This window comes from Halalkalibacter oceani (assembly GCF_040544555.1).
Classification (GTDB): domain Bacteria; phylum Bacillota; class Bacilli; order Bacillales; family Bacillaceae_D; genus Halalkalibacter; species Halalkalibacter oceani.
In genome coordinates, this window is sequence record NZ_JBEPKD010000026.1 from 40,693 (window position 1) to 60,135 (window position 19,443).

General features: G+C 40.8%; 18 protein-coding genes. 15 read left to right on the plus strand and 3 right to left on the minus strand.

Annotated elements, in window-relative coordinates:
- Positions 1 to 9: 9 nt before the first annotated feature.
- From ABMB67_RS19655 to ABMB67_RS19680, 6 genes are all read left to right on the plus strand, one after another.
- Positions 10 to 1,461 carry a peptidoglycan DD-metalloendopeptidase family protein gene (locus ABMB67_RS19655; RefSeq protein ID WP_354573096.1) on the plus strand — a complete coding sequence of 484 codons (1,452 nt, stop codon included), beginning with the start codon at positions 10 to 12 and terminating at the stop codon, positions 1,459 to 1,461.
- 168 nt (positions 1,462 to 1,629) lie between these two features.
- Positions 1,630 to 2,340 carry a response regulator YycF gene (gene yycF / locus ABMB67_RS19660; RefSeq protein ID WP_251224646.1) on the plus strand — a complete coding sequence of 237 codons (711 nt, stop codon included), beginning with the start codon at positions 1,630 to 1,632 and terminating at the stop codon, positions 2,338 to 2,340.
- The gene (gene walK, locus ABMB67_RS19665; protein ID WP_251224645.1) at positions 2,341 to 4,167 is read left to right on the plus strand and encodes a cell wall metabolism sensor histidine kinase WalK; all 1,827 of its coding nucleotides are present in this window, start codon (positions 2,341 to 2,343) and stop codon (positions 4,165 to 4,167) included.
- Positions 4,164 to 5,507 carry a YycH family regulatory protein gene (locus ABMB67_RS19670; RefSeq protein WP_354573097.1) on the plus strand — a complete coding sequence of 448 codons (1,344 nt, stop codon included), beginning with the start codon at positions 4,164 to 4,166 and terminating at the stop codon, positions 5,505 to 5,507. Before walK ends, ABMB67_RS19670 begins: the two co-directional genes overlap by 4 nt.
- Positions 5,494 to 6,270 carry a two-component system regulatory protein YycI gene (locus tag ABMB67_RS19675; RefSeq protein WP_251224643.1) on the plus strand — a complete coding sequence of 259 codons (777 nt, stop codon included), beginning with the start codon at positions 5,494 to 5,496 and terminating at the stop codon, positions 6,268 to 6,270. Before ABMB67_RS19670 ends, ABMB67_RS19675 begins: the two co-directional genes overlap by 14 nt.
- A 13-nt stretch (positions 6,271 to 6,283) precedes the next feature.
- Positions 6,284 to 7,081, plus strand: coding sequence for an MBL fold metallo-hydrolase (locus tag ABMB67_RS19680; RefSeq protein ID WP_354573098.1), 798 nt, complete (start codon positions 6,284 to 6,286; stop codon positions 7,079 to 7,081).
- A gap of 120 nt (positions 7,082 to 7,201) precedes the next feature.
- Here ABMB67_RS19680 and ABMB67_RS19685 read toward each other — a convergent pair whose 3' ends face one another.
- Positions 7,202 to 8,143, minus strand: a complete 942-nt coding sequence (locus ABMB67_RS19685; RefSeq protein ID WP_354573099.1) for an iron-hydroxamate ABC transporter substrate-binding protein — start codon at positions 8,141 to 8,143, stop codon at positions 7,202 to 7,204.
- Between the two features lie 298 nt (positions 8,144 to 8,441).
- Here ABMB67_RS19685 and ABMB67_RS19690 point away from each other — a divergent pair, with 298 nt between their 5' ends.
- The 4 genes from ABMB67_RS19690 (at position 8,442) to ABMB67_RS19705 (ending at position 11,249) form a co-directional block, all read left to right on the plus strand.
- Positions 8,442 to 9,659 (plus strand): S1C family serine protease, encoded by a 1,218-nt coding sequence (locus ABMB67_RS19690; RefSeq protein ID WP_354573100.1) that lies wholly within the window; start codon positions 8,442 to 8,444, stop codon positions 9,657 to 9,659.
- A gap of 138 nt (positions 9,660 to 9,797) precedes the next feature.
- Positions 9,798 to 9,962: a CxxH/CxxC protein gene (locus ABMB67_RS19695; protein ID WP_251195518.1), complete on the plus strand. Its 165-nt coding sequence runs from the start codon at positions 9,798 to 9,800 to the stop codon at positions 9,960 to 9,962.
- Positions 9,963 to 10,032: 70 nt separating this feature from the next.
- A complete protein-coding gene (rlmH, locus tag ABMB67_RS19700) occupies positions 10,033 to 10,512 on the plus strand; it encodes a 23S rRNA (pseudouridine(1915)-N(3))-methyltransferase RlmH (RefSeq protein WP_354573101.1) in 480 nt (159 codons plus the stop codon).
- Between the two features lie 242 nt (positions 10,513 to 10,754).
- Complete coding sequence (locus ABMB67_RS19705) at positions 10,755 to 11,249, plus strand: hypothetical protein (RefSeq protein ID WP_354573102.1); 495 nt, start codon at positions 10,755 to 10,757, stop codon at positions 11,247 to 11,249.
- Between the two features lie 366 nt (positions 11,250 to 11,615).
- Here the strand turns inward: ABMB67_RS19705 and dcm are convergent, their stop codons facing one another.
- Positions 11,616 to 12,791 (minus strand): DNA (cytosine-5-)-methyltransferase, encoded by a 1,176-nt coding sequence (gene dcm / locus ABMB67_RS19710; RefSeq protein ID WP_354573103.1) that lies wholly within the window; start codon positions 12,789 to 12,791, stop codon positions 11,616 to 11,618.
- Positions 12,792 to 12,936: 145 nt separating this feature from the next.
- Between dcm and ABMB67_RS19715 the strand changes: the two genes are divergently transcribed.
- Both ABMB67_RS19715 and ABMB67_RS19720 read left to right on the plus strand, forming a co-directional pair.
- Positions 12,937 to 13,881 (plus strand): type II restriction endonuclease, encoded by a 945-nt coding sequence (locus tag ABMB67_RS19715; RefSeq protein ID WP_354573104.1) that lies wholly within the window; start codon positions 12,937 to 12,939, stop codon positions 13,879 to 13,881.
- 286 nt (positions 13,882 to 14,167) lie between these two features.
- Positions 14,168 to 14,992, plus strand: coding sequence for a recombinase family protein (locus ABMB67_RS19720; RefSeq protein WP_354573105.1), 825 nt, complete (start codon positions 14,168 to 14,170; stop codon positions 14,990 to 14,992).
- Here ABMB67_RS19720 and ABMB67_RS19725 read toward each other — a convergent pair.
- Positions 14,989 to 15,210 (minus strand): helix-turn-helix domain-containing protein, encoded by a 222-nt coding sequence (locus tag ABMB67_RS19725; RefSeq protein ID WP_354573106.1) that lies wholly within the window; start codon positions 15,208 to 15,210, stop codon positions 14,989 to 14,991. The two genes, ABMB67_RS19720 and ABMB67_RS19725, sit on opposite strands and share 4 nt — an antisense overlap.
- Before the next feature lie 114 nt (positions 15,211 to 15,324).
- Here ABMB67_RS19725 and ABMB67_RS19730 point away from each other — a divergent pair, with 114 nt between their 5' ends.
- The 3 genes from ABMB67_RS19730 to ABMB67_RS19740 all read left to right on the plus strand — a co-directional run bounded on the left by ABMB67_RS19730 (position 15,325) and on the right by ABMB67_RS19740 (position 19,270).
- Positions 15,325 to 15,954, plus strand: a complete 630-nt coding sequence (locus tag ABMB67_RS19730) for a hypothetical protein (protein WP_354573107.1) — start codon at positions 15,325 to 15,327, stop codon at positions 15,952 to 15,954.
- 336 nt (positions 15,955 to 16,290) lie between these two features.
- Positions 16,291 to 17,394 (plus strand): phage/plasmid replication protein, II/X family, encoded by a 1,104-nt coding sequence (locus ABMB67_RS19735; RefSeq protein ID WP_354573108.1) that lies wholly within the window; start codon positions 16,291 to 16,293, stop codon positions 17,392 to 17,394.
- 331 nt (positions 17,395 to 17,725) lie between these two features.
- Complete coding sequence (locus ABMB67_RS19740; protein ID WP_354573109.1) at positions 17,726 to 19,270, plus strand: recombinase family protein; 1,545 nt, start codon at positions 17,726 to 17,728, stop codon at positions 19,268 to 19,270.
- Positions 19,271 to 19,443: the final 173 nt, after the last annotated feature.

Genomic DNA, 19,443 nt, shown 5'->3' on the forward strand with positions numbered 1-19,443 from the left:
AATTTATAGATGAGCTCTACGAACATAGGCTCTTTGAATAGGAGAAAAAAAGTACTGATTGGTCTTATGCTGCTTATGATGATCGTTGCGGCACAAATCGTGAAAGCCGATGGAAAGCTGATCTATACGATTTATCATGTGTATGTCGATGGAAACCACGTCGGTTATTTGCTAGATGAAGAAAAGTATAACAGCCTGGTTGAAAATATGGTAGAAACCTATCAGGAGCAATATCCGGATTACTCGCTTCAGATTGCTGAGCAGGTCGAAATTATTCCTGAATTCGTCTTTCACCAAAAGAGTATGGATGAACAAACGCTCGCTGCATTAAAGGAGAAGTTGTCTGTTGAGGCGGAAGCGGTGGCGATTTATGTGAATGAAGAGGCTGCTGTTTATTTGCCAACGGAGGAAGAGGCCGACAAGACGCTTGAGAGCTTTATTACGCAATTCGTTGATGAACAGGAATATGAGAAGTATCTCGAAATCGAAGAGGCCGCGAAGGCTAGTGAGACTGAGGAAACGACTGTCTCAGCGGCAGAAGTCGGAGAGACTGAGCTCGTTGATGTTGAATTGAGTGAGGACGTCGTACAGGTCGCGCAAAAGACAAGTCCGGAAAATGTTCTGACTGTAAAGGAAGCTGTAAAAAAGCTGACAAAAGGGGTACTGGAAGAGCAGCCATACGAGGTAAAAGAAGGCGATGTTCTCGGCAGCATTGCCAATGAACACGACTTAACAACAGCTGAGCTGCTCGACTTAAATGAAGGGCTGACTGAAGAGACGGTTTTGCAAATCGGACAAGAACTGAAGGTTACTGCCTATGAACCTTATATGGAAGTCATCTCAACGATGAAAAAGTCGGTGGAAGAAGAGATTCCTTTCCAAATCGAGGTGAAAGAAGATGAATCGATGTGGAAGGGCGATCAGAAGGTGACCCAACCGGGCCAGAACGGCTTGCAGCTTGTCGATTATCAATTAACGGAACGAAATGGTCAGCTTGTTAAAAAAGAAGCAGTACAGGAAGAAATCATTCAAGAGCCGGTTACAAAAGTCGTTGTGAGAGGAACGAAGGAAATGCCTTCACGCGGTACCGGCGAGCTGAGCTGGCCGGCTGTAGGCGGCTATATCTCAAGCTACCAGGGGAACCGCTGGGGAAGATTCCATCGCGGAATCGACATTGCCCGTCCGAGCAACTACGATATTCTTGCTGCTGATAACGGTACGGTCACCTTTGCCGGCCAGCAAGGAGGCTACGGCAATGTCGTGAAGATTAATCATAACAACGGAATGGAAACATTGTATGCCCATCTGCGCTCGATTGACGTCCAGGTTGGCCAAACCGTCGCCCAAGGGCAGAAAATCGGTGTTATGGGAACGACCGGAAATTCGACCGGTATTCATCTTCACTTTGAAGTAACCGAAAATGGACAGCTGAAAAACCCGATGGATTATTTGAATCGGTAAAAATAAGCTTTTTATGGCTATCTCAAAAGAGTGAATCTATCTTTTGAAGATAGCCTTTTCTAATACATTTAGAGTACAGGACTGAATTGGGAAATCGTTCTTAAAAACGAAAGAGCATTAATGTGTTAGAATGTGAGGGAGACTACTTGAAAACGGGAGAGATTCTGAATGGATAAACGAATTTTAGTTGTCGATGATGAAAAACCGATTGCAGATATATTAAAGTTTAATCTTGAGAAGGAAGGTTTTGCTGTTACATGCGCCTATGACGGGCTGCAGGCGATTGAGGCGGTCAGCAACGAGTCGTTTGATTTGATTCTGCTTGATATTATGCTTCCTCATAAAGATGGAATGGAAGTTTGCCGCGAGGTTCGTAAAAAATACGATACGCCGATTATTATGCTGACGGCAAAGGATTCCGAAATTGATAAGGTGCTCGGGCTTGAGCTTGGTGCTGATGATTATGTGACGAAGCCTTTCAGTACACGGGAATTGCTGGCGCGGGTCAAGGCTAACTTACGTCGCCATAAAGTGAGCGGGGAAGAAACGAACGCGCAGCGGGAAATTGTCGTTGGTGATTTAACGATCTACCCGGAAGCGTACCAGGTAAAACGCCGCGGGGAAACGATCGAGCTGACTCACCGTGAGTTTGAGCTGATTCATTATTTGGCCAAGCATCTCGGGCAGGTTATGACGAGAGAGCATTTGCTCCAGGCAGTATGGGGCTATGATTACTTTGGTGACGTACGGACCGTCGATGTGACCGTCCGGCGCTTGCGCGAGAAGGTCGAGGATAACCCGAGCTTTCCAGTCTGGATCATCACACGGCGTGGAGTCGGGTACTATCTGTCCTCCCCGGAAAAACAGGAGCAATCGTAAATGAACAGAAAAGTTGGCTTTTTTAAGTCGATTCGCTTTAAGCTGATTATTATTTATGTTCTTCTCCTTTTAATTGCGATGCAAATTATCGGCGTCTACTTTACCCGGCAGCTGGAGGATCAGCTTGTCGCCAACCATGTCGACTTATTGAAAGAACGGGGCAACCTCCTCGCCTATAATCTGGCTCAGGAAATGACGGAGGTCCGCGAAGACCGGAGCACATTGACAACAGATATCCGGTCATTGCTGCGTGATATTTTCTCGATTGAAAATGCGGAGGTTCAGGTCATTGACCAGAATCGGGTTGTAATCAGTACCTCCAACTTTCAAAACCGACATATCGTCGGTCAGCAAAGCACGGAAGTCCGGGTAACTCGCGCGTTAATCGGGATGCCCGATGAAACGATTTTGCGCGACCGGCACACAGGTCATCGGATGGCTGTGCTCGCTGTGCCGATTACGACCGATGATGGGCCGATTGGCGCGCTTTACATTGAAGCTTCGATTGAAGAAATTTATGGACAAGTGCAGGAAATTAACGGCATCCTGGCGAGCGGGGCGTTCATTTCTTTAACGATTTCCGCCTTGCTTGTTGTCCTATTGGCGCGGACGATCACGGCGCCGATCATTGATATGCGAAAGCAGGCCCTGCGGATGGGGCATGGAGACTTTTCCCGTCAAGTAACGGTTTACAGTACAGATGAAATCGGTCAGCTGGCGATTTCGTTTAACGAGCTGACGATGAAATTACAGGATGCAACAGTGACGCGCGACCGTGAGCAGAAGCGGCTGAAATCCGTGTTAACTCATATGACCGACGGGGTCATTGCGACCGATGAACGTGGACGAATCATTTTGCTGAATAAGCGGGCCGAGGAGCTGCTGTCTGTTGCCAGCTATCAGGTAATCGGTCAGCCGATTCTTGAAGTGCTGAAGCTGTCGGAGAGCTTTGCGATTTATGATTTGTACGATCAATCCGACTCCGTCTTGCTCGATTTCAGTACCGATGAAAGCGAATATATGCTGGAAGCCAGTTTTTCCGTGATACAGGAAGAAAACGGTCCGATTAATGGTCTGATTACGGTGCTGCATGATGTGACAGAGCAGGAAAAAATTGAACAGGAGCGGCGAGAGTTTGTCGCGAATGTCTCGCATGAGCTGCGGACGCCGCTGACGACGATGAAAAGTTATTTGGAGGCGCTTGAGGATGGAGCGATCACTGATCCGGAGATTGCGCCGCGCTTTTTAGGAGTGACACAAAATGAAACGGAGCGGATGATCCGCCTCGTCAATGATTTGCTCCAGCTTTCGAAGATTGACAGCAGAGACTATCGCCTGACGTTGCAATGGGTCGATTTTGGCCAGTTTTTACATAGCGTCATTGACCGGTTTGAAATGATTGCTGAGGAAAAAAATATCGAATTTTCGCGGGCGATTACCGCGCACCCGACGTATGTGCAAATTGATCGCGATAAAATGACACAGGTGCTCGACAACATTATTTCCAACGCGATGAAATACTCGCCTGAAGGAGAAGGAGGAAATGTCGTTATCACCTTGCTTCATCAAGGCCACAATGTCCGGGTAAGCATCTCTGATCAGGGGATGGGTATTCCCCGGGAAAATCAGGCGAAAATCTTTGACCGCTTTTATCGCGTTGATAAAGCAAGAGCGAGAAGCGTCGGCGGGACAGGCCTCGGGCTGGCAATTGCCAAGGAGCTTGTCCATGCGCACCGCGGTGAAATCTGGGTTCAAAGTGAATATGGGGAAGGAACGACGATCTACTTTACATTGCCTTATTCCACATTCAAGGGGGAAGAGGAATGAATTACGAGCATATCAAAACCGGACTGTTAATCGGGCTCATCGGCTTAAGCATGGTGCTGACATGGAAGCTCTGGACCTTTCAGCCAAACTTCGCCCTGCTTGATGATACGACGCGCTATGTGCCGAATGAAGCTGTGAGTGAAGAGAAAAGGCTGACGGATCTGATCTTACCTGAGCAGATGGTGATTCATTATGGAGATCAGCATAGCATGATTCCGCGCGAAGCGGCAGAGTTTGAAGAGCTTTATCAAAGCCTGCTCAACGCCAGTCTCGATGAAGGGGAACTGATGTCGGCCGGTCCTTTTCCGAAGGAGGGGACAGAAGGTGGGATTGAGTTTGTTTTTCCTGCCGCCTTGCCGATTGATATTTTTCTCGGATTGTTTCAGGTTGACCGGGAAGAAATGAGTATTCCGATCACAGCGGTGAACCGCTTGTATGTCTATATTGAAGAGCAGTCGGAGCAAGTCCGGATGCAGCTGCTTTCAAGTGAAGATGAGCCTATAGTAGAGCTTGATACAACGCTTGCGCCAGGCGAACTTGAAGAAAAGGTTGTCCGCGGAATTGAGGAGTACCCGGCTGTGACGGCTTTGTCAGAAATAGATGAGGCGCTGCAATCTACTAACAAAGCGATCTATATCCCGAATGTACCACTTACAGCTGAGCGGTTATCTTTTACCGTTTCGCCAATTCCGGGTGAGTTTTTCAGGCAGTCGTTATTTACCGATCCCGATTCGGTCAAATATTATCGCCAGTCCGGCAGTGAAGAGTCTTATACAGATGGAAACCGGATTATTAATATTAACAATAACGGTTTGTTTATGGAGTATAATAATCCGATTTTTTCAGACACACAGGAGCGGAGCAGCAAACACATCATTTTAAGCAGCTATGAATTTATTAACGGCCATGGCGGCTGGTCCGATCAATATTTACTGTCGAGCTGGGTGTCAACCGAGGCGCGCGATGAAGCTGAATACCGGATGCATGTCAATGACTTACCGGTCATCTCCTTTCAGGGCCTTGATCAAATGAAGCTCTCGACGACTCGTTCTGGCAATCAAATTGAAAGCTATTCCCGGCCGTTGTTTGATTTGGACGCCAGTCCGATCGATGCACGGCAGGAGGTTGAGCTGCCGAGTGGCGAAAGGCTCGTTGAGCGGCTGCGTGACCAGGAATTTTTTGATTTCGAGCGTTTAGAGAAAGTCACGGTCGGCTATGAAATGATTATGCCGAACCCTTCTTTTGTAACGGTAAATCCATATTGGTTTATTCTCTACGATAACCATTGGCAGAAAATAACGTTTAATGAGGAAGGGGGAGAAGCGGATGGATTGGAGTAAAACGAAAACAATCTTTATCGTCACCTTCCTTATCCTTAATTTATTTTTGACGTGGCAGCTCGTTGAAACGAACAGCGCCAATCAAATTAGTGTCATAACCGAGGCGACGATTCAGGAGAGGTTGAATCAAATGAACGTGACGATTGAAGCCGAACTTCCTGAAGAAGAGCTGCTCGGCCGTCATGTCATCAGCAAAAAGGTACCGCTCACAGAGGAGGCTGCCGCTGGACTGGCGGAGCAGCAAAGCCTCAGGCTGACAGAAGGGGGCGAAATTATCTCCGAGCTGCTCGAGCCGTACCCGACAACGTCTGAGCAATTCTGGACGGAGCTACAGACCTTTTTGACGACGTATGTGTATCAGGGAGACGAGTACCGCTACGGCCACTTTGACCCTGAGACAGGGCAGATGAAACTCTATCAGACATTTAAGGATAAAACGGCCTACACATTTGATGAAGATCCGCTTGTGCTTTGGTTTGACGAGAGCCAGCAAATCATCGGCTATGAGCAGAGCTATTATGAGTTTGAAGAGCTTGATGGCCGTGAGCGCGAAATGCTATCCAGCTTAAAGGCATTGGAAGTCTTGTTAAATGACCAATTAATCAGAGCCAATCAGACCATTTCCAGCATTGAATTTGGTTATTACAGCTTTTTCAGCCCCCAAGGCGGCGTCCAGGTTTTTGCGCCAATGTGGAGAGTGATGGTCGAGGATGAGACGTACCTCGTCAACGCGATAGAAGGCTCTGTTCAGCAAATAACGTAGAAAGGGTGTTTCGATGACACTGCGCTTTAGTGTACTTGCCAGCGGGAGCACGGGGAACGCGATTTATGTGGAAACGAACAAGCAGCGGCTTTTAATCGATGCCGGCTTAAGCGGCAAGAAGATGGATGAACTGTTTACCCATATTAACCGCGACCCGAAAGAGCTCGACGGGATACTTGTCAGTCATGAGCATAGTGACCATATAAAAGGAGTCGGCGTTTTTGCCAGAAAGCATAAGCTGCCGATTTACGCCAATCAGTTAACGTGGCAGGCGATGGACGGCCAGCTTGGCACGATTCCAGTCGAGCAGAAGTTCACGCTCGGCACAGGTGAAGTGAAAACATTCGGCGATCTGGATGTCGAGACATACGGGGTTTCCCATGATGCGGCTGAACCGATGTTTTTCTGCTTTCATCACGAAGGAAAAAAGCTCGTGCTGGCAACCGACATGGGCTATGTCAGCGAGCGAATTAAAGGGACGATCCGCGATGCCGATATGTACATCTTTGAATCGAATCATGATTTAAATATGCTGCGGATGGGACGCTATCCGTGGAATGTGAAAAGACGGATTTTAAGCGATGTCGGCCATGTTTCCAACGAGGATGCCGCGCTTGCTCTTTCTGAAGTAATCGGTGATCGAACAAGCCGGATTTATCTCGCCCACCTCAGTCTCGATAATAATATGAAAGACCTCGCACGCCTGTCTGTCGAGCAAGTGCTTAAGCAGGAAGGAATGGCTGTCGGCGAGCAATTTGAGCTCTACGATACCGACCCGCACACCCCAACAGCACTGGCTGTCGTTTCCTAAAAAAATGCCCCACAAGGAGTACTTTCTCTTGTGAGGCATTTTTTATCTTAATAGAGAACTGGGCAAAGGGAAAAGCTTTTGCGCCGGCCTCCAAGCAATGAGCGTAACCGCCACAAGCGCTTATTCGCCGTCTAAGAAGCCTTCTGCAAAAATGTCCAGCAAGTATTCAAGTGTAATTGGGTCACTGTAGGTTACCGCTTTTGTCTCGATTTCAATCACATGACCATTTTGCACCGCAGGAATGCTGTTCCACATCTCAGTTTCCATAAAAGCATTGTCTTCCCCTTGGTTTCTGCTCAGGACGATATAATCTCCTACATATTCCGGGATCACTTCCTGAGACAGCATATAATAGCCCTCGCCTAACGCATTCTCTTTCACCAGTTCGGGCATTCCAAGTCCCATCGCCTGGTAGAGAATTTCCGTACCGCGTGCCCAATCATCACCGAAGACGGAAAAGTCCTTGCCGTTCGTCTCCAGCACCGACACCGTGACATCCTCGCCGGCTTTTGCTTTTACCGCTTCACCAAGCTCTGTCGCCCGCTCAGAGAAGTCGTCAATCCACTGCTGCGCTTCCTCTTCTTTATTCAGCAATTTGCCAATCTCAAGCTGTTGCTCCAAGTAGTCGAGCTTACCCCATGTATAGACGACGGTCGGGGCGATTTTTTCCAATTGGTCGAGATTTTCGGTCGTCGAACCGGCAATAATCAGATCCGGCTTTTGCGAGATAACCGTTTCCAGATCCGATTCGGAAACGACGGCAATATCCGTTAATTTTTCGGTGAAAAGCGGGTTCATGTTCGTCCATTGATCAACACCAACGATTGCGCCATCAAGCGCCAATACATTCGGCGCATTTGTTAAGGCGACGATCCGCTGTGGATTTGCCGGAACGTCAATCGGCCCATTTTCCGATTCATATGTAACCGTCTCCGAATTGTCCGCCTCATCGGCTGTATGTGTATCGTCTAAACCAGTATCAGTCGAATTGGTCTCACTGCCGCAAGCGCTGATAAAGGCGAGCATCAATATCAACATTAGGATAAAAAGCTTATGTTTCATTTCCCGACCTCCTCATAGATTTAATTAATAATGATTCTCAATATCGCATATTTCACTATAAATTTTCTATCTGCGGTTGTCAATCATTTATCGCACGTATCAAGCTGATCGACTAATCTACCGAGCGTGAAGGTCCTTTTTCCTCGTTCATTTTACATGGTTATGCGTCATTTTTGTTGGGAATTATAGTAGAAGTATCAAAAATATACGAAAAGCAGGAATCGAAGTAGCATTTTAAAAAGCAGATATTATAATAAGAAACAAATACATCATATAAAAAAAGGATGGTGTGCCAGTCATGGGTTATTACGACGAACAAGATTATCAACGTCCTACTAGACAGAAAGGCTTAAAACGCTTTTCTGGCCTATCGGCTTTTCTTGGTGCTATTGTCGGGGGTCTGATTGTTTTATTTATGTTACCTGTCTTTTCAAATGCTGGTCTATTACCGTACAGTCTTGCAGATAATGATACGAGTGATGAGGTAATCGAACCGAACATCCCTCAGGAAGGGCTGGAAACGGTCAATGTCAACGTGAATTCTGATGTCGTGAAAGCAGTAGAAAATGTGTCTGATGCCGTAGTTGGAGTAATCAACATGCATCAGTCAAGCGTCTTTTCCCAGGAAGCGGGAGAAGGCACCGGATCAGGCGTCATTTACAAAAAGGCGGGCGACAAAGCCTTCGTCGTCACCAACCATCACGTTATTGACGGAGCCAATCAAATTGAAGTCAGTCTGGCAGATGGCACGCGCGTCCCGGCCACGCTGTTAGGAACAGATGTGATTACCGACCTTGCCGTTCTTGAAATCGACGGCAGCAACATCGAAACGGTCGCAGAATTCGGCAACTCAGACTTGCTGCGTGTCGGAGAACCGGCAATCGCAATCGGCAATCCTCTCGGGCTGCGTTTCTCCAGCTCTGTAACACAAGGAATCATCAGTGCGACAGAACGCAGCATCCCTGTTGACTTAACAGGAAATGGCCAGGTAGACTGGCATGCCGAAGTACTGCAGACAGACGCAGCGATCAATCCGGGGAACAGCGGTGGCGCCCTCGTCAATATTGAAGGCCAGGTCATCGGGATTAATTCGATGAAAATCGCCCAAGGCGCCGTCGAAGGAATCGGCTTTGCGATTCCAACAGGAATTGCCCTCCCGGTTATTGAGGACTTAGAGCGCTATGGTGAAGTTCAGCGTCCACAGCTCGGCGTCGGCATCCGTTCGCTATCGGAAATCCCTAGCTTCCACTGGCAGGAAACATTGAAGCTGCCTGAAAGTGTCAAAGCAGGTGTCGTCGTCACAAGCGTCACGCCAATGTCACCGGCGGAGCGCGCCGGCTTGCAGGAGTATGATGTCATCGTAGAGATTGACGGCGAAGAAATCGGCGACGGTCACGCTCTCCGCAAATTCCTATATACAGAACGCGAGATCGGTGACGAGGTCGAAGTCACCGTATACCGGGACGGCAGTAAGCAAACCGTCACAGTTCAGCTCGCCGAACAGCAAAATTTTTAACTAGATGAGAAACCGGCTACAAGCTCAAATCGCTTGCGGCCGGTTTTTTGTTTTATTAATTTAAGCTCATATAATTTTATCCACAGGCTAGAAATGGGTATGCTATAATGGAAGCGGACTAGAGAAAGGACGATTATCATGACCTATTATGCCTGCCACGACCATATTGACATCGCGCTCGACACAGTCGTCGACGAGCACGAAAGCGCACCAATCATGACCGCTCTAACAGAGCAAGAAACGTTATCCACAGCATGCAGCTTCTGTGAAAAAACAGCCAAATATAAGGTAGAAGCCGAATAATCACAATCCACAATGTTGATATGTGGATAACTGCTGTGGATAACCTTCCCCGAAAGGAGTTACAAACACTGTGAACATCACAATTCTTGCCGTCGGCAAGCTAAAAGAAAAATACTTAAAACAAGGCATCGCCGAATACACAAAGCGCCTCAGCGCCTACGCCAAGCTCGACATCATCGAAATCCCCGACGAAAAAGCACCCGAAAACCTCAGCCCCGCCGACAGTGAGCTTATCAAACAAAAAGAAGGCGCCAAACTCCTCGCCAAAATCCCACCCGACGCCCATGTTATTGCACTTGCCATCGATGGAAAAATGAAAAGCTCAGAAGAATTAGCCGATATAATAGATAAACTCGCTACTTATGGGAAAAGTAAAGTCGTCTTTGTCATTGGCGGTTCTCTCGGCCTTAGCGAAGATGTGCTGAAACGTGCCGATGAACAGTTGTCCTTTTCAAAAATGACGTTTCCCCATCAGCTTATGAGGTTGATTTTATTGGAGCAGGTGTATCGGGCGTTTCGGATTCTGCGGGGGGAACCGTATCACAAGTGATGGTAAACAGGAAGATACAACTTACAGTACATATGAGCAAACCTAGACTATGATGACATTATTTTAAATAAAGCGTTGAGAAAAGTACAAAGCTGTCGAATTGGAATTTTACGGTATGATATCGGGGGGGGCATTAACAGGCTAGAGATGGGGCGATATAAGATACTTGAAAAACAAGTCGAAGCGCTTAGATTAAAGAGACTTTAATTGTTTAAATTGATAATTATTAAGGGGAATTAAGAATGGATTTAATAAAGAGTTTATCTGATAACGATTTAATTAAGGCCTACGGTGAAGTGATTAACGAGTTAAAAAAACGCGGAATTATTAGAAGTAAAAACTTATTAGGAGATTTAGGTGAATATGTTGCAATAAATCACTATTGTAGTACTACAGGTCTGCCAAAGTTACAGCCTGCACCTATAGGGACACAAAATATAGATGCAATAAGTGTAAAAGGTGATAGATATAGTATCAAATCTACTACAGGAAAAGTAACAGGGGTTTTTTATGGACTAAATGAGCCAAATTCTATTGAACCAGAATCACAAAAGTTTGAGTATATTATAGTCGTGAAATTTAATGAAGATTATATACTTGAAAAGATTATAGAATTGAATTGGGAAAATTTTCTTGAAAATAAAAAGTGGCATAGTAGAATGAGGGCATGGAACTTAACGATTACTCAAAAGTTAATAAACGATTCAAAAGTTATTTACTCTAAAGACCTTAAATAATAATATTGTAATAGAAAAGGATTAATGAGATGGAGAATCAGAGCTAAATTAAATAAAGAAAGGGCCAGAGGGCGTTTATATAATACTTTTCCCTGATGGCAGATTTAATTACTTACTCTTTATAAAATATGAAACTAAAATATAAAGCTTTTTAGCTAATAATTATTAAGGTAAGGGATTCAAAAAAACAGTAAAAAAGACCGCCTTAGGCGGTCATCTACACAATTAAACCCTAGAAAGAATAATATCTTTCAGAATATATCTTAATACTAGAGCTACTAGCAATTTGCCTATATAAATTAAAAAGTCTGAACAACATGAAGGAGTTAGATAAACGCAACCTTTTTCTAGAATTAAAACTGCAAACTATAATTTAACTAACTCCTTCCTATTAATATTTTCATGCATTTTTGCAAGAGATTGCAGAAGTTCCTTTGCTACTGCTTCTACTACAGGAACAGCAACAGAATTTCCAAACTGTCTATATGCTTGTGTATCAGACACCGGAATAATAAAGTTATCTGGAAAACCTTGTAATCTAGCACATTCTCTAGGTGTTAATTTTCTTGGATTTTTCGAGTCTCCTTGGTCAATTAAAATTTCGCTACCATCTTTATAATATCTAGCACTAATCGTGTTAGTATATGGGCTTTCTTCATTAAATAACGAAAAACCAAAGCCATTACCTTTCTTTTTGTGTTCTTCTTTTCTTCTTAAGTGTCCTTGGTAAAGACGGTCTGAAATCGTGTATTTTTCGTCAACATTGAATTCTAATATGTCACCTACTCTAGTAGGTTCATATGTAGGTTCAGGAAATTCAAAGCCTACTTCATTTCCTCCACTTGGATTATATAATCCTACAATGTAAATTCTTTCTCGATTTTGAGGTACTCCAAAATCAGCAGCACGTAAAATTTTATAATAAACAGAATAATTTAATTCCTCTTCTAAGACCTGAATTATAGTTTTTAATGTACGTCCTTTGTCGTGCCCTTTTAATTGTTTTACGTTCTCTAATAAAAATGCTTTTGGACGTTTCTCTTTAATAATACGTGCAATATCAAAAAATAAAGTTCCTCGAGTATCTTCAAAGCCTTTTTTTAATCCCGCTTGGGAAAAGGGTTGACAAGGGAACCCAGCTAAAAGAATGTCGTGGTCTGGAATATCTTTTTCATCAATTAAAGTAATATCCCCAACTGGGGTTTCTCCATAATTAGCTTTGTAAGTTTTAATTGCAAATTTATCCCATTCGGAAGCAAATACAGACTTTCCTCCTAGTTTTTGAAATGCTAATCGAATACCACCTATACCTGCAAATAAATCAATCATAGTAAACTTTGGATTATTAACATTCTTGAATGCGGGTTTTTCTGGGAAATTCATTATTGCGTTATATTCAATTGGTGATGGCTCCGATTCTCCATTTTCCCACCTTCTAATAGTTCTGTCACCATGCTTACCCATTCCAAGTGAATCAGCAAGCTCTTTTTGGGTCATACCTAATCTTTTGCGTTTATTTTTAATCTTGTTTGAAAGTTCCATAAGCATCCTCCGTGACAAAAATAGGACTTGTTGTCCTGTTTGTAACACAATTATACCAATCGTACGTTCGCATTGTCAATTATTTATTGCTAGATTTTATAAAATAGGTCAAAATAGAAGAAATAGGTATAAAGGTGGGGTTGTTTTGAGTATTGAAGCTTTTAAAAAGTATGTAAAAAAAACGAGAACAATTATAATGACAAAACCAAAAAAATTGGTAGAAGAAGTATTTGAACAGGCACCATTTTTCCATAATAATCAAACCTATTTTTTTGAGCATTGTACGGAGATTTTATATTATGTAAGAAAGGTATGTTGGAGAAAATATACGGAAGCTGAGCGGAAATTAACATCAAATATAAGTGAATATTTAATATCATCAGATAGTGATTTTATGGATACTTTAAACAGGCATAGAGGTGACCCTAAAAAGATCATTACTGATTTCTTAGAAAATTATAGTGAGCATTTATTTGAGTTATCTAAAAGTCATACAAACTCGCGTCGTTCCAGAGCAGGGAAAGAGTTTGAGGTAATTATTGAAATTTTGTTGTTACGAAATGGAGTAGTATTTGATAACCAAGGTGTAATTGGTTCAAAGCTATTCAAAACAGATAGGTTAGGAAAATTGGTTGATTGTGTGGTTCCGGGAGTAGCTGAATATAGTGAAGAAAGACGAAAATGTGCATTGGTATCTATGAAAACGTCACTAAGAGAAAGGTGGCAGGAAGTAATAGAAGAAATGACACGTACAGGCGCTCATGAAATGTTTCTTGTTACCTTAGACGAAGATATAACAAAAAATACTATTGAGGCATTGGCTTCTCATAACGTAACTTTAGTAGTACCAGATGACCTTAAAGACAACGTTTATAATGATTACCATAATGTTTATGGACTTACTAAGTTTTTAAAAGAAATGGTTGATATAAGTAATAGGTGGAAACAAAGAGATGATTTATCAACTGAATTTTATGAAAAACGGTTGCTAGCTATAGAAACAAGATTAAAAAGTTTAAATAATGAATATGTATGTCAACCATTTGAGGAATATAAAGTTCATTGTGAACAGCAAGTCAATAAAAATTAATTTATATATATTAATTTATATATATTAAAAAGAGCAGAGTGAAACAATGATTTCTGAAAAAAAAGCATTTATAACTGGATTTTATTAAGGCAAGGGCTAGAGATAGTTCTTGTCTTTCTTGTTGTAGCCAATATAAATAGTTGTTAAAAATTTTAAGGGATTAAAGGCAAACTGAAGCACCTTATTTTGGCATCAAATTGGATACTTTATAAAATCTTATACATAACACTTTACGAGTTTAAAAATCGAACATATAATATCGGTAAAAAATGGAAGGGGGATGTATATGGAAAAGGTTCTAGGGTATGTACGGGTATCGACTGAAACACAGGCTGAGAAGGGTTATGGTAAAGAGGTTCAAGAAAGTGCGATTCAGGAATACTGCGATAATAACAATCTAAGCTTAGATGCTGTTTTTCGAGATTTGGGAGTGAGTGGCACTTTACTTGAGCGCCAAGGTCTATCTGGACTGCTGACAACTTTATCGGAGAAAGATATTAAAACAATAGTAGTGATGAATACAAGTCGTCTATGGAGAGAAGATACTGCTAAGGTTTTAATTAAGCGTGAATTACAGAAAATGAGTGTAAATGTTATTAGTATCGAACAAAAAGATTATAACCTTTACAGTAAAGAACCAAATGATTTTTTAATAAATGGTATGATCGAGCTGTTAGATCAATATGATAGGCTGAATATTAACAAAAAGCTCGCTAAAGGAAGAATACAAAAAGTAAAGGCTGGAATTAAAGCATGTGGAAACACACCTCTAGGATATAAATGGAAAAGGGAGGGTGTAGTTAAGCCAATTATTGTGCAAGATAAGGAAACTATGAGGGTAGTACAAATAATCTTTAAAAAGTATCTTGAATTAAAATCACTTTTAAAGGTACAACGATATTTAAAGGAAGAAAACATTAGAACCCAGCGAGGAAATCAATTTTCAACGATGGCAATTAAAAATATTTTAAATAACCGATTTTATATTGGCGAAATAAAGCACGCTGATTTAATTGTTAAGGGCACTCATAATCCGATTATCTCTATGGTGATCTTTGGAAAGGTACAAGCACAATTGGAGCGAAATAAACGGAAAGGATTTTTAAACTAGTCTTTTTTGTGAACTAAATCAATTATTTCACGGATATCGGTGATATTTAATGCATCGGCGATTTTTTCAATGTGCTGGAAGTTGATATTTTGTCTCTTATGATTGGCAAGTTCGCTAAGTGTTGCATGGCGAATGTCAGTGAGTCGTGAAAGTTCTCTTAAAGACAAATTATTACGTTCTAGTAAGTCTTTAATTTTAATGACGACTAATCTATTCATAAGGACTCCTTCTGTAAATGCAGTTGACTTCTAGCAAAAATCTACCATATACTTAAAGTTGATGTGGTACGCATAAGAGTACCAATGGATTATGAAAATAAAAGAGGTGGGGTTATGGAAAAGAAAGAGGATACGATGTCTCCATTAAAAGCTTGTATGATAATTTGTGTGGGGGTGTTATGTAGTGCTACTATTTTATTGACTACATATTGGTATTTATTTGGATTTGGTGATGCAGAAACAGCGGCTGAAGTGGAAAATGGAAATAATATGATAGATCCTGAACATGTGGTAGATGAGATAGTAGTTAGTGAAGAAGAAATAGACCAGCAAGTAAAGGAAATAATACTAAGTATTGTCGGGGAAGAAACGGATTATGGAGTTGCTACTATTATAGATTTACAAGTCAATGATCATTTAGGCACTGAAGACCCTGATGATAAGTTAATTATTGCAAGGATCTTTGGCAATGATAATCTAACCCCGAGCTTAACGCGAAAAGGATGGCTGGCAAAATCAGCGGATTTGTTCGAAGAATTATTCTCGTTAGAAAATATTGAGGAAGTGAGTTTAATGTGGAATTATCCTTTTACAGATACTGCTGAAAATGAAGAGCCTACTATGGTATTAAATATTTCAATAGAAAGAGAATCAATTTCAGAAATTAATTGGGGAAGCTTCGACTATAACAGGTTGGATCAAGTAGCAACACAGTACTGGGTACACCCCGCAATTCAAGACTAATATGAGAAGACTCAAGCAGACTAATTATTGCTTGAGTCTTTTCATTTTTAGAACAGGACCTCATGCATGTGATTTAAAAATTAACAGGCATCCATTCCTTGTATTTTGAGGAAGGTAGAGAGGTAAGGAATTTGAAGGGTTCAAAAAAAGAATCCGAGCGATTTACATATATAATTGCACGTGAAAAGCTCATGTATGTAAACTTTTTAATTTCACTTAAAAAGCTCTCATAAAATTTTATATATCCTAGTGTAGGGGGCAAAGACAATAAAAAGTTCCATTAGTATCACAGTACAAACCTATGGTAATTAAAAAATTTATGAGGAGGAAAAAGTCATGTCAGTAGACACAGTTAAGTTACGCTCGCCTTTTTTACGGGAAGAAGTGGCAGAGCAAATCGAAAACAGGGGAATGTTACGCCAAGGGATAGATTTAAAGACAGGTGAAAAAATTTATGCATTTACAACTGTCAAACTAAAAGGCATGTATAATTCAACGATTTCAGTGAAAGTGGAACGCTCATTAAAAGGTTTCATGAATAGAAAGCCTTATAAAAAAATAACCCCACCCTTTGTAACAATTGAATGCAGTCTTCATAAGGCATTGTTAGGTCATAATATTTTAGGCGGTACGATGCAGTTCCTTCCATCTGTTAGGTGGTTAATTCAGCGAATTGAAAAACAATTGGGGATTAGTTTACCTCAGGCCGAAGAATGGCAGGTTAGAAGAATTGATGTAGCATCTACGTTTGTTTTTCAATCGGCAGAAGAAGTTTTTAGATGGTTGAATGGATTAAAGTTTGAGACCAATCAAAAGATTCAAACCTTCGGTAGGCATGGAATAAGCATGGTAAATAGTCTTACAGCTTTAAAACTTTATCATAAAGGGATGGAGTTTAAAAAGAATGATCTTAAAAGGTTAAAAAATTTGTTGGACAAGACACAATTACATGAGATGCAACTTGTAGCAGATAGCACTTTAAGAACGGAAGTTGAAATTAAATTTAGAAAACTTAGACATGATTATGGGCATGAGCCTGTTGTAAGTGACATTACTATGGATTATCTCCTTCATACGTATAATCAGCAAGTTAGTAAATTCCTAAATGAGGATGGGAACCATGGGTGGGTTGTAAGGGAAGTAACAGCTGTAAGAAGACGCTTAAGTAAAGAGTACGGTCAAAGACGTGCCAATAGCTTATTTAATGTATGGTATCAACTTGCAACCTTGGGAGAGACAGAGGTCAAAAAAAGTTATTGTATGCCCACCTATTATGAGAAAATACGTTTGCTGAAAAAAGCTGGTTGTTCCTGGCATAATGTTAGTTTAAATGAAGAAAACCAATTGCCAACAAATTTCACGCTATTTTTAGATAATAAAAGGATAAAAGAATCCCAGTCACCTATAGTTACAGAAATGTTAAAGCCGTTTCAAGGATAGTGCTTAGATGTTAAAGAGTTACTTTTTTTCTTAAGAAAAGGAAATCCAGTGTATTAAAGCCATAAGATAACAAACGTACGAGAGAACCCATTCTCGCAAAGTCGATTATATTGCGGTGCGCTATAAGGGTCTTAATAGGAGAGTGAATATAATGGACAAAAAAGAAAAAATAATTTTATCGTCAGTTAAAGATTTAAAACGACAAGAGACAATCACTATACTAACCAACCTTATTAAAAATTATTGTAACCAGAAAAATTCAAATTAAACTTTATTGAGGGAGGGGAAGGGATTTACCTAACCCTTCCGCCACTACAAGGAGAGACTTACAATGAATAATCAAAAAATTGCTGCTTTATATACTCGTGTGTCTACAGAAGAACAACAAAAAGGCTATTCATTAGAAGCGCAAAAGGATGCCCTGTCGGAATATGCAAATCGAGAAGGTTACAAAGTTTATGATATATATGAAGATCGAGGGTTCTCTGGCAAGGACTTTAACCGTCCAGAGATTCAAAGGATGCTTATAGATTTAAATCGCAACTGTTTTGATACCATTTTAGTCTGGAAAGTTGATAGGTTATCAAGAAATAATAGTGATGTATTAAACCTTATTGACCAGGAGTTGTTACCCAAAAGTAAAAAGCTTGTAATAACCTCAATTAATATGGATTCTACTACTTCATTGGGGAGAATGTTCATTTCACTCCTTGGAACATTTGCTAGTTATGAAAGAGCGACAATAATTGATAGAGTAAATTCAGGAATGAAAAAGAGAGCAGAAAAAGGGTGTTGGAATGGAGGGATTGTTTTGGGTTATGATACTTCTAATAAAAAGTTAGTTATTAACGAAGAGGAAAGCAAAATTGTTAAAGAAATTTTTGAACTGAGGGCGAATCAAAATGGATATAAGGCGATTGCAAATAAATTAAATAGCAAAGGTTTAAAGACAAAAAAGGGGAAAAACTTTAGCATTTCTGGTATTAAACTAATATTAAGCAACCCAGTTTATATAGGTAAGCTTGTCTGGGGAAAACACAAAGAGTGGAGTTTAAAAAGGAGAAATGGTAAATCTGAACCAATTACTGAGCAGGGTGAACATCAACCAATTATTTCTTTAGAATTATGGGATAAAGTACAAAAAATTAATGAATATCAAAAACAGGCTTACTCCACAAATAGAAATTTTAACGGGAATTTCCTATTGACAGGTCTACTTAAATGTCCAAAATGTGGAGCCGGCACTGTAATGAGCAAATCAAAAAAATATAAGGGTGGTTACTATTACTATTATATGTGTCAATCTTTTCATTCTAAAGGAAAAACTGTATGTAGCTCGAATTTAATTAATAAAGATATGGTTGAGGCAAAAGTAATTAATTTTATTAAAGAAATCGTGAATGATGAAAATATTATAGTTGGAATTTTAGATGAATTAAAGAAGGAGAATGTCTTACCTAATAAAGCGTTATTAGATGATCTGCAAGTATATCAAAAGAAACTTAGTAATACTATAACAAAGCAAGAAAAATTAGATGAAGATTACTTTGCAAATAAAATAAATGCAGTTGCTTACAATAGACTTGTTTCTAGCCTTCAAAAAGAAATTGAACTTATAAAGAGTAACATAAATGAACTGAAAGTAAAATTGGATAGCGTAGGAATTAACCTTACAAAAGATGAAGTTATTACTGCTTTGCAAAACTTTGAGCATCTATTTAAAATAGCAGATAACCAAGAAAAGAAACATTTAATAAGGGCATTAATAAAAGAAGTTCACATGGAGGAGAACCGGAAGGATATCAAGAAGATAACCTTCTGGTTTTCTTCTGTAGATGTTTTACGACCTAATAAAGTACGCAGAACCGTATCATAAGTGATGGTAAAGTGGAATTTAAACTTATAATTTAGATATTAGTAATGGTAACTTGGAAGTGGTCTTAGAAAGTATGAATGTTTATGGCACACTAGAAATGTAGGAAACGGCAGCTAATTTATGTACATAAAAAAGGCCACTTGCCAACATCCTGAAAAATACATACACTCCTG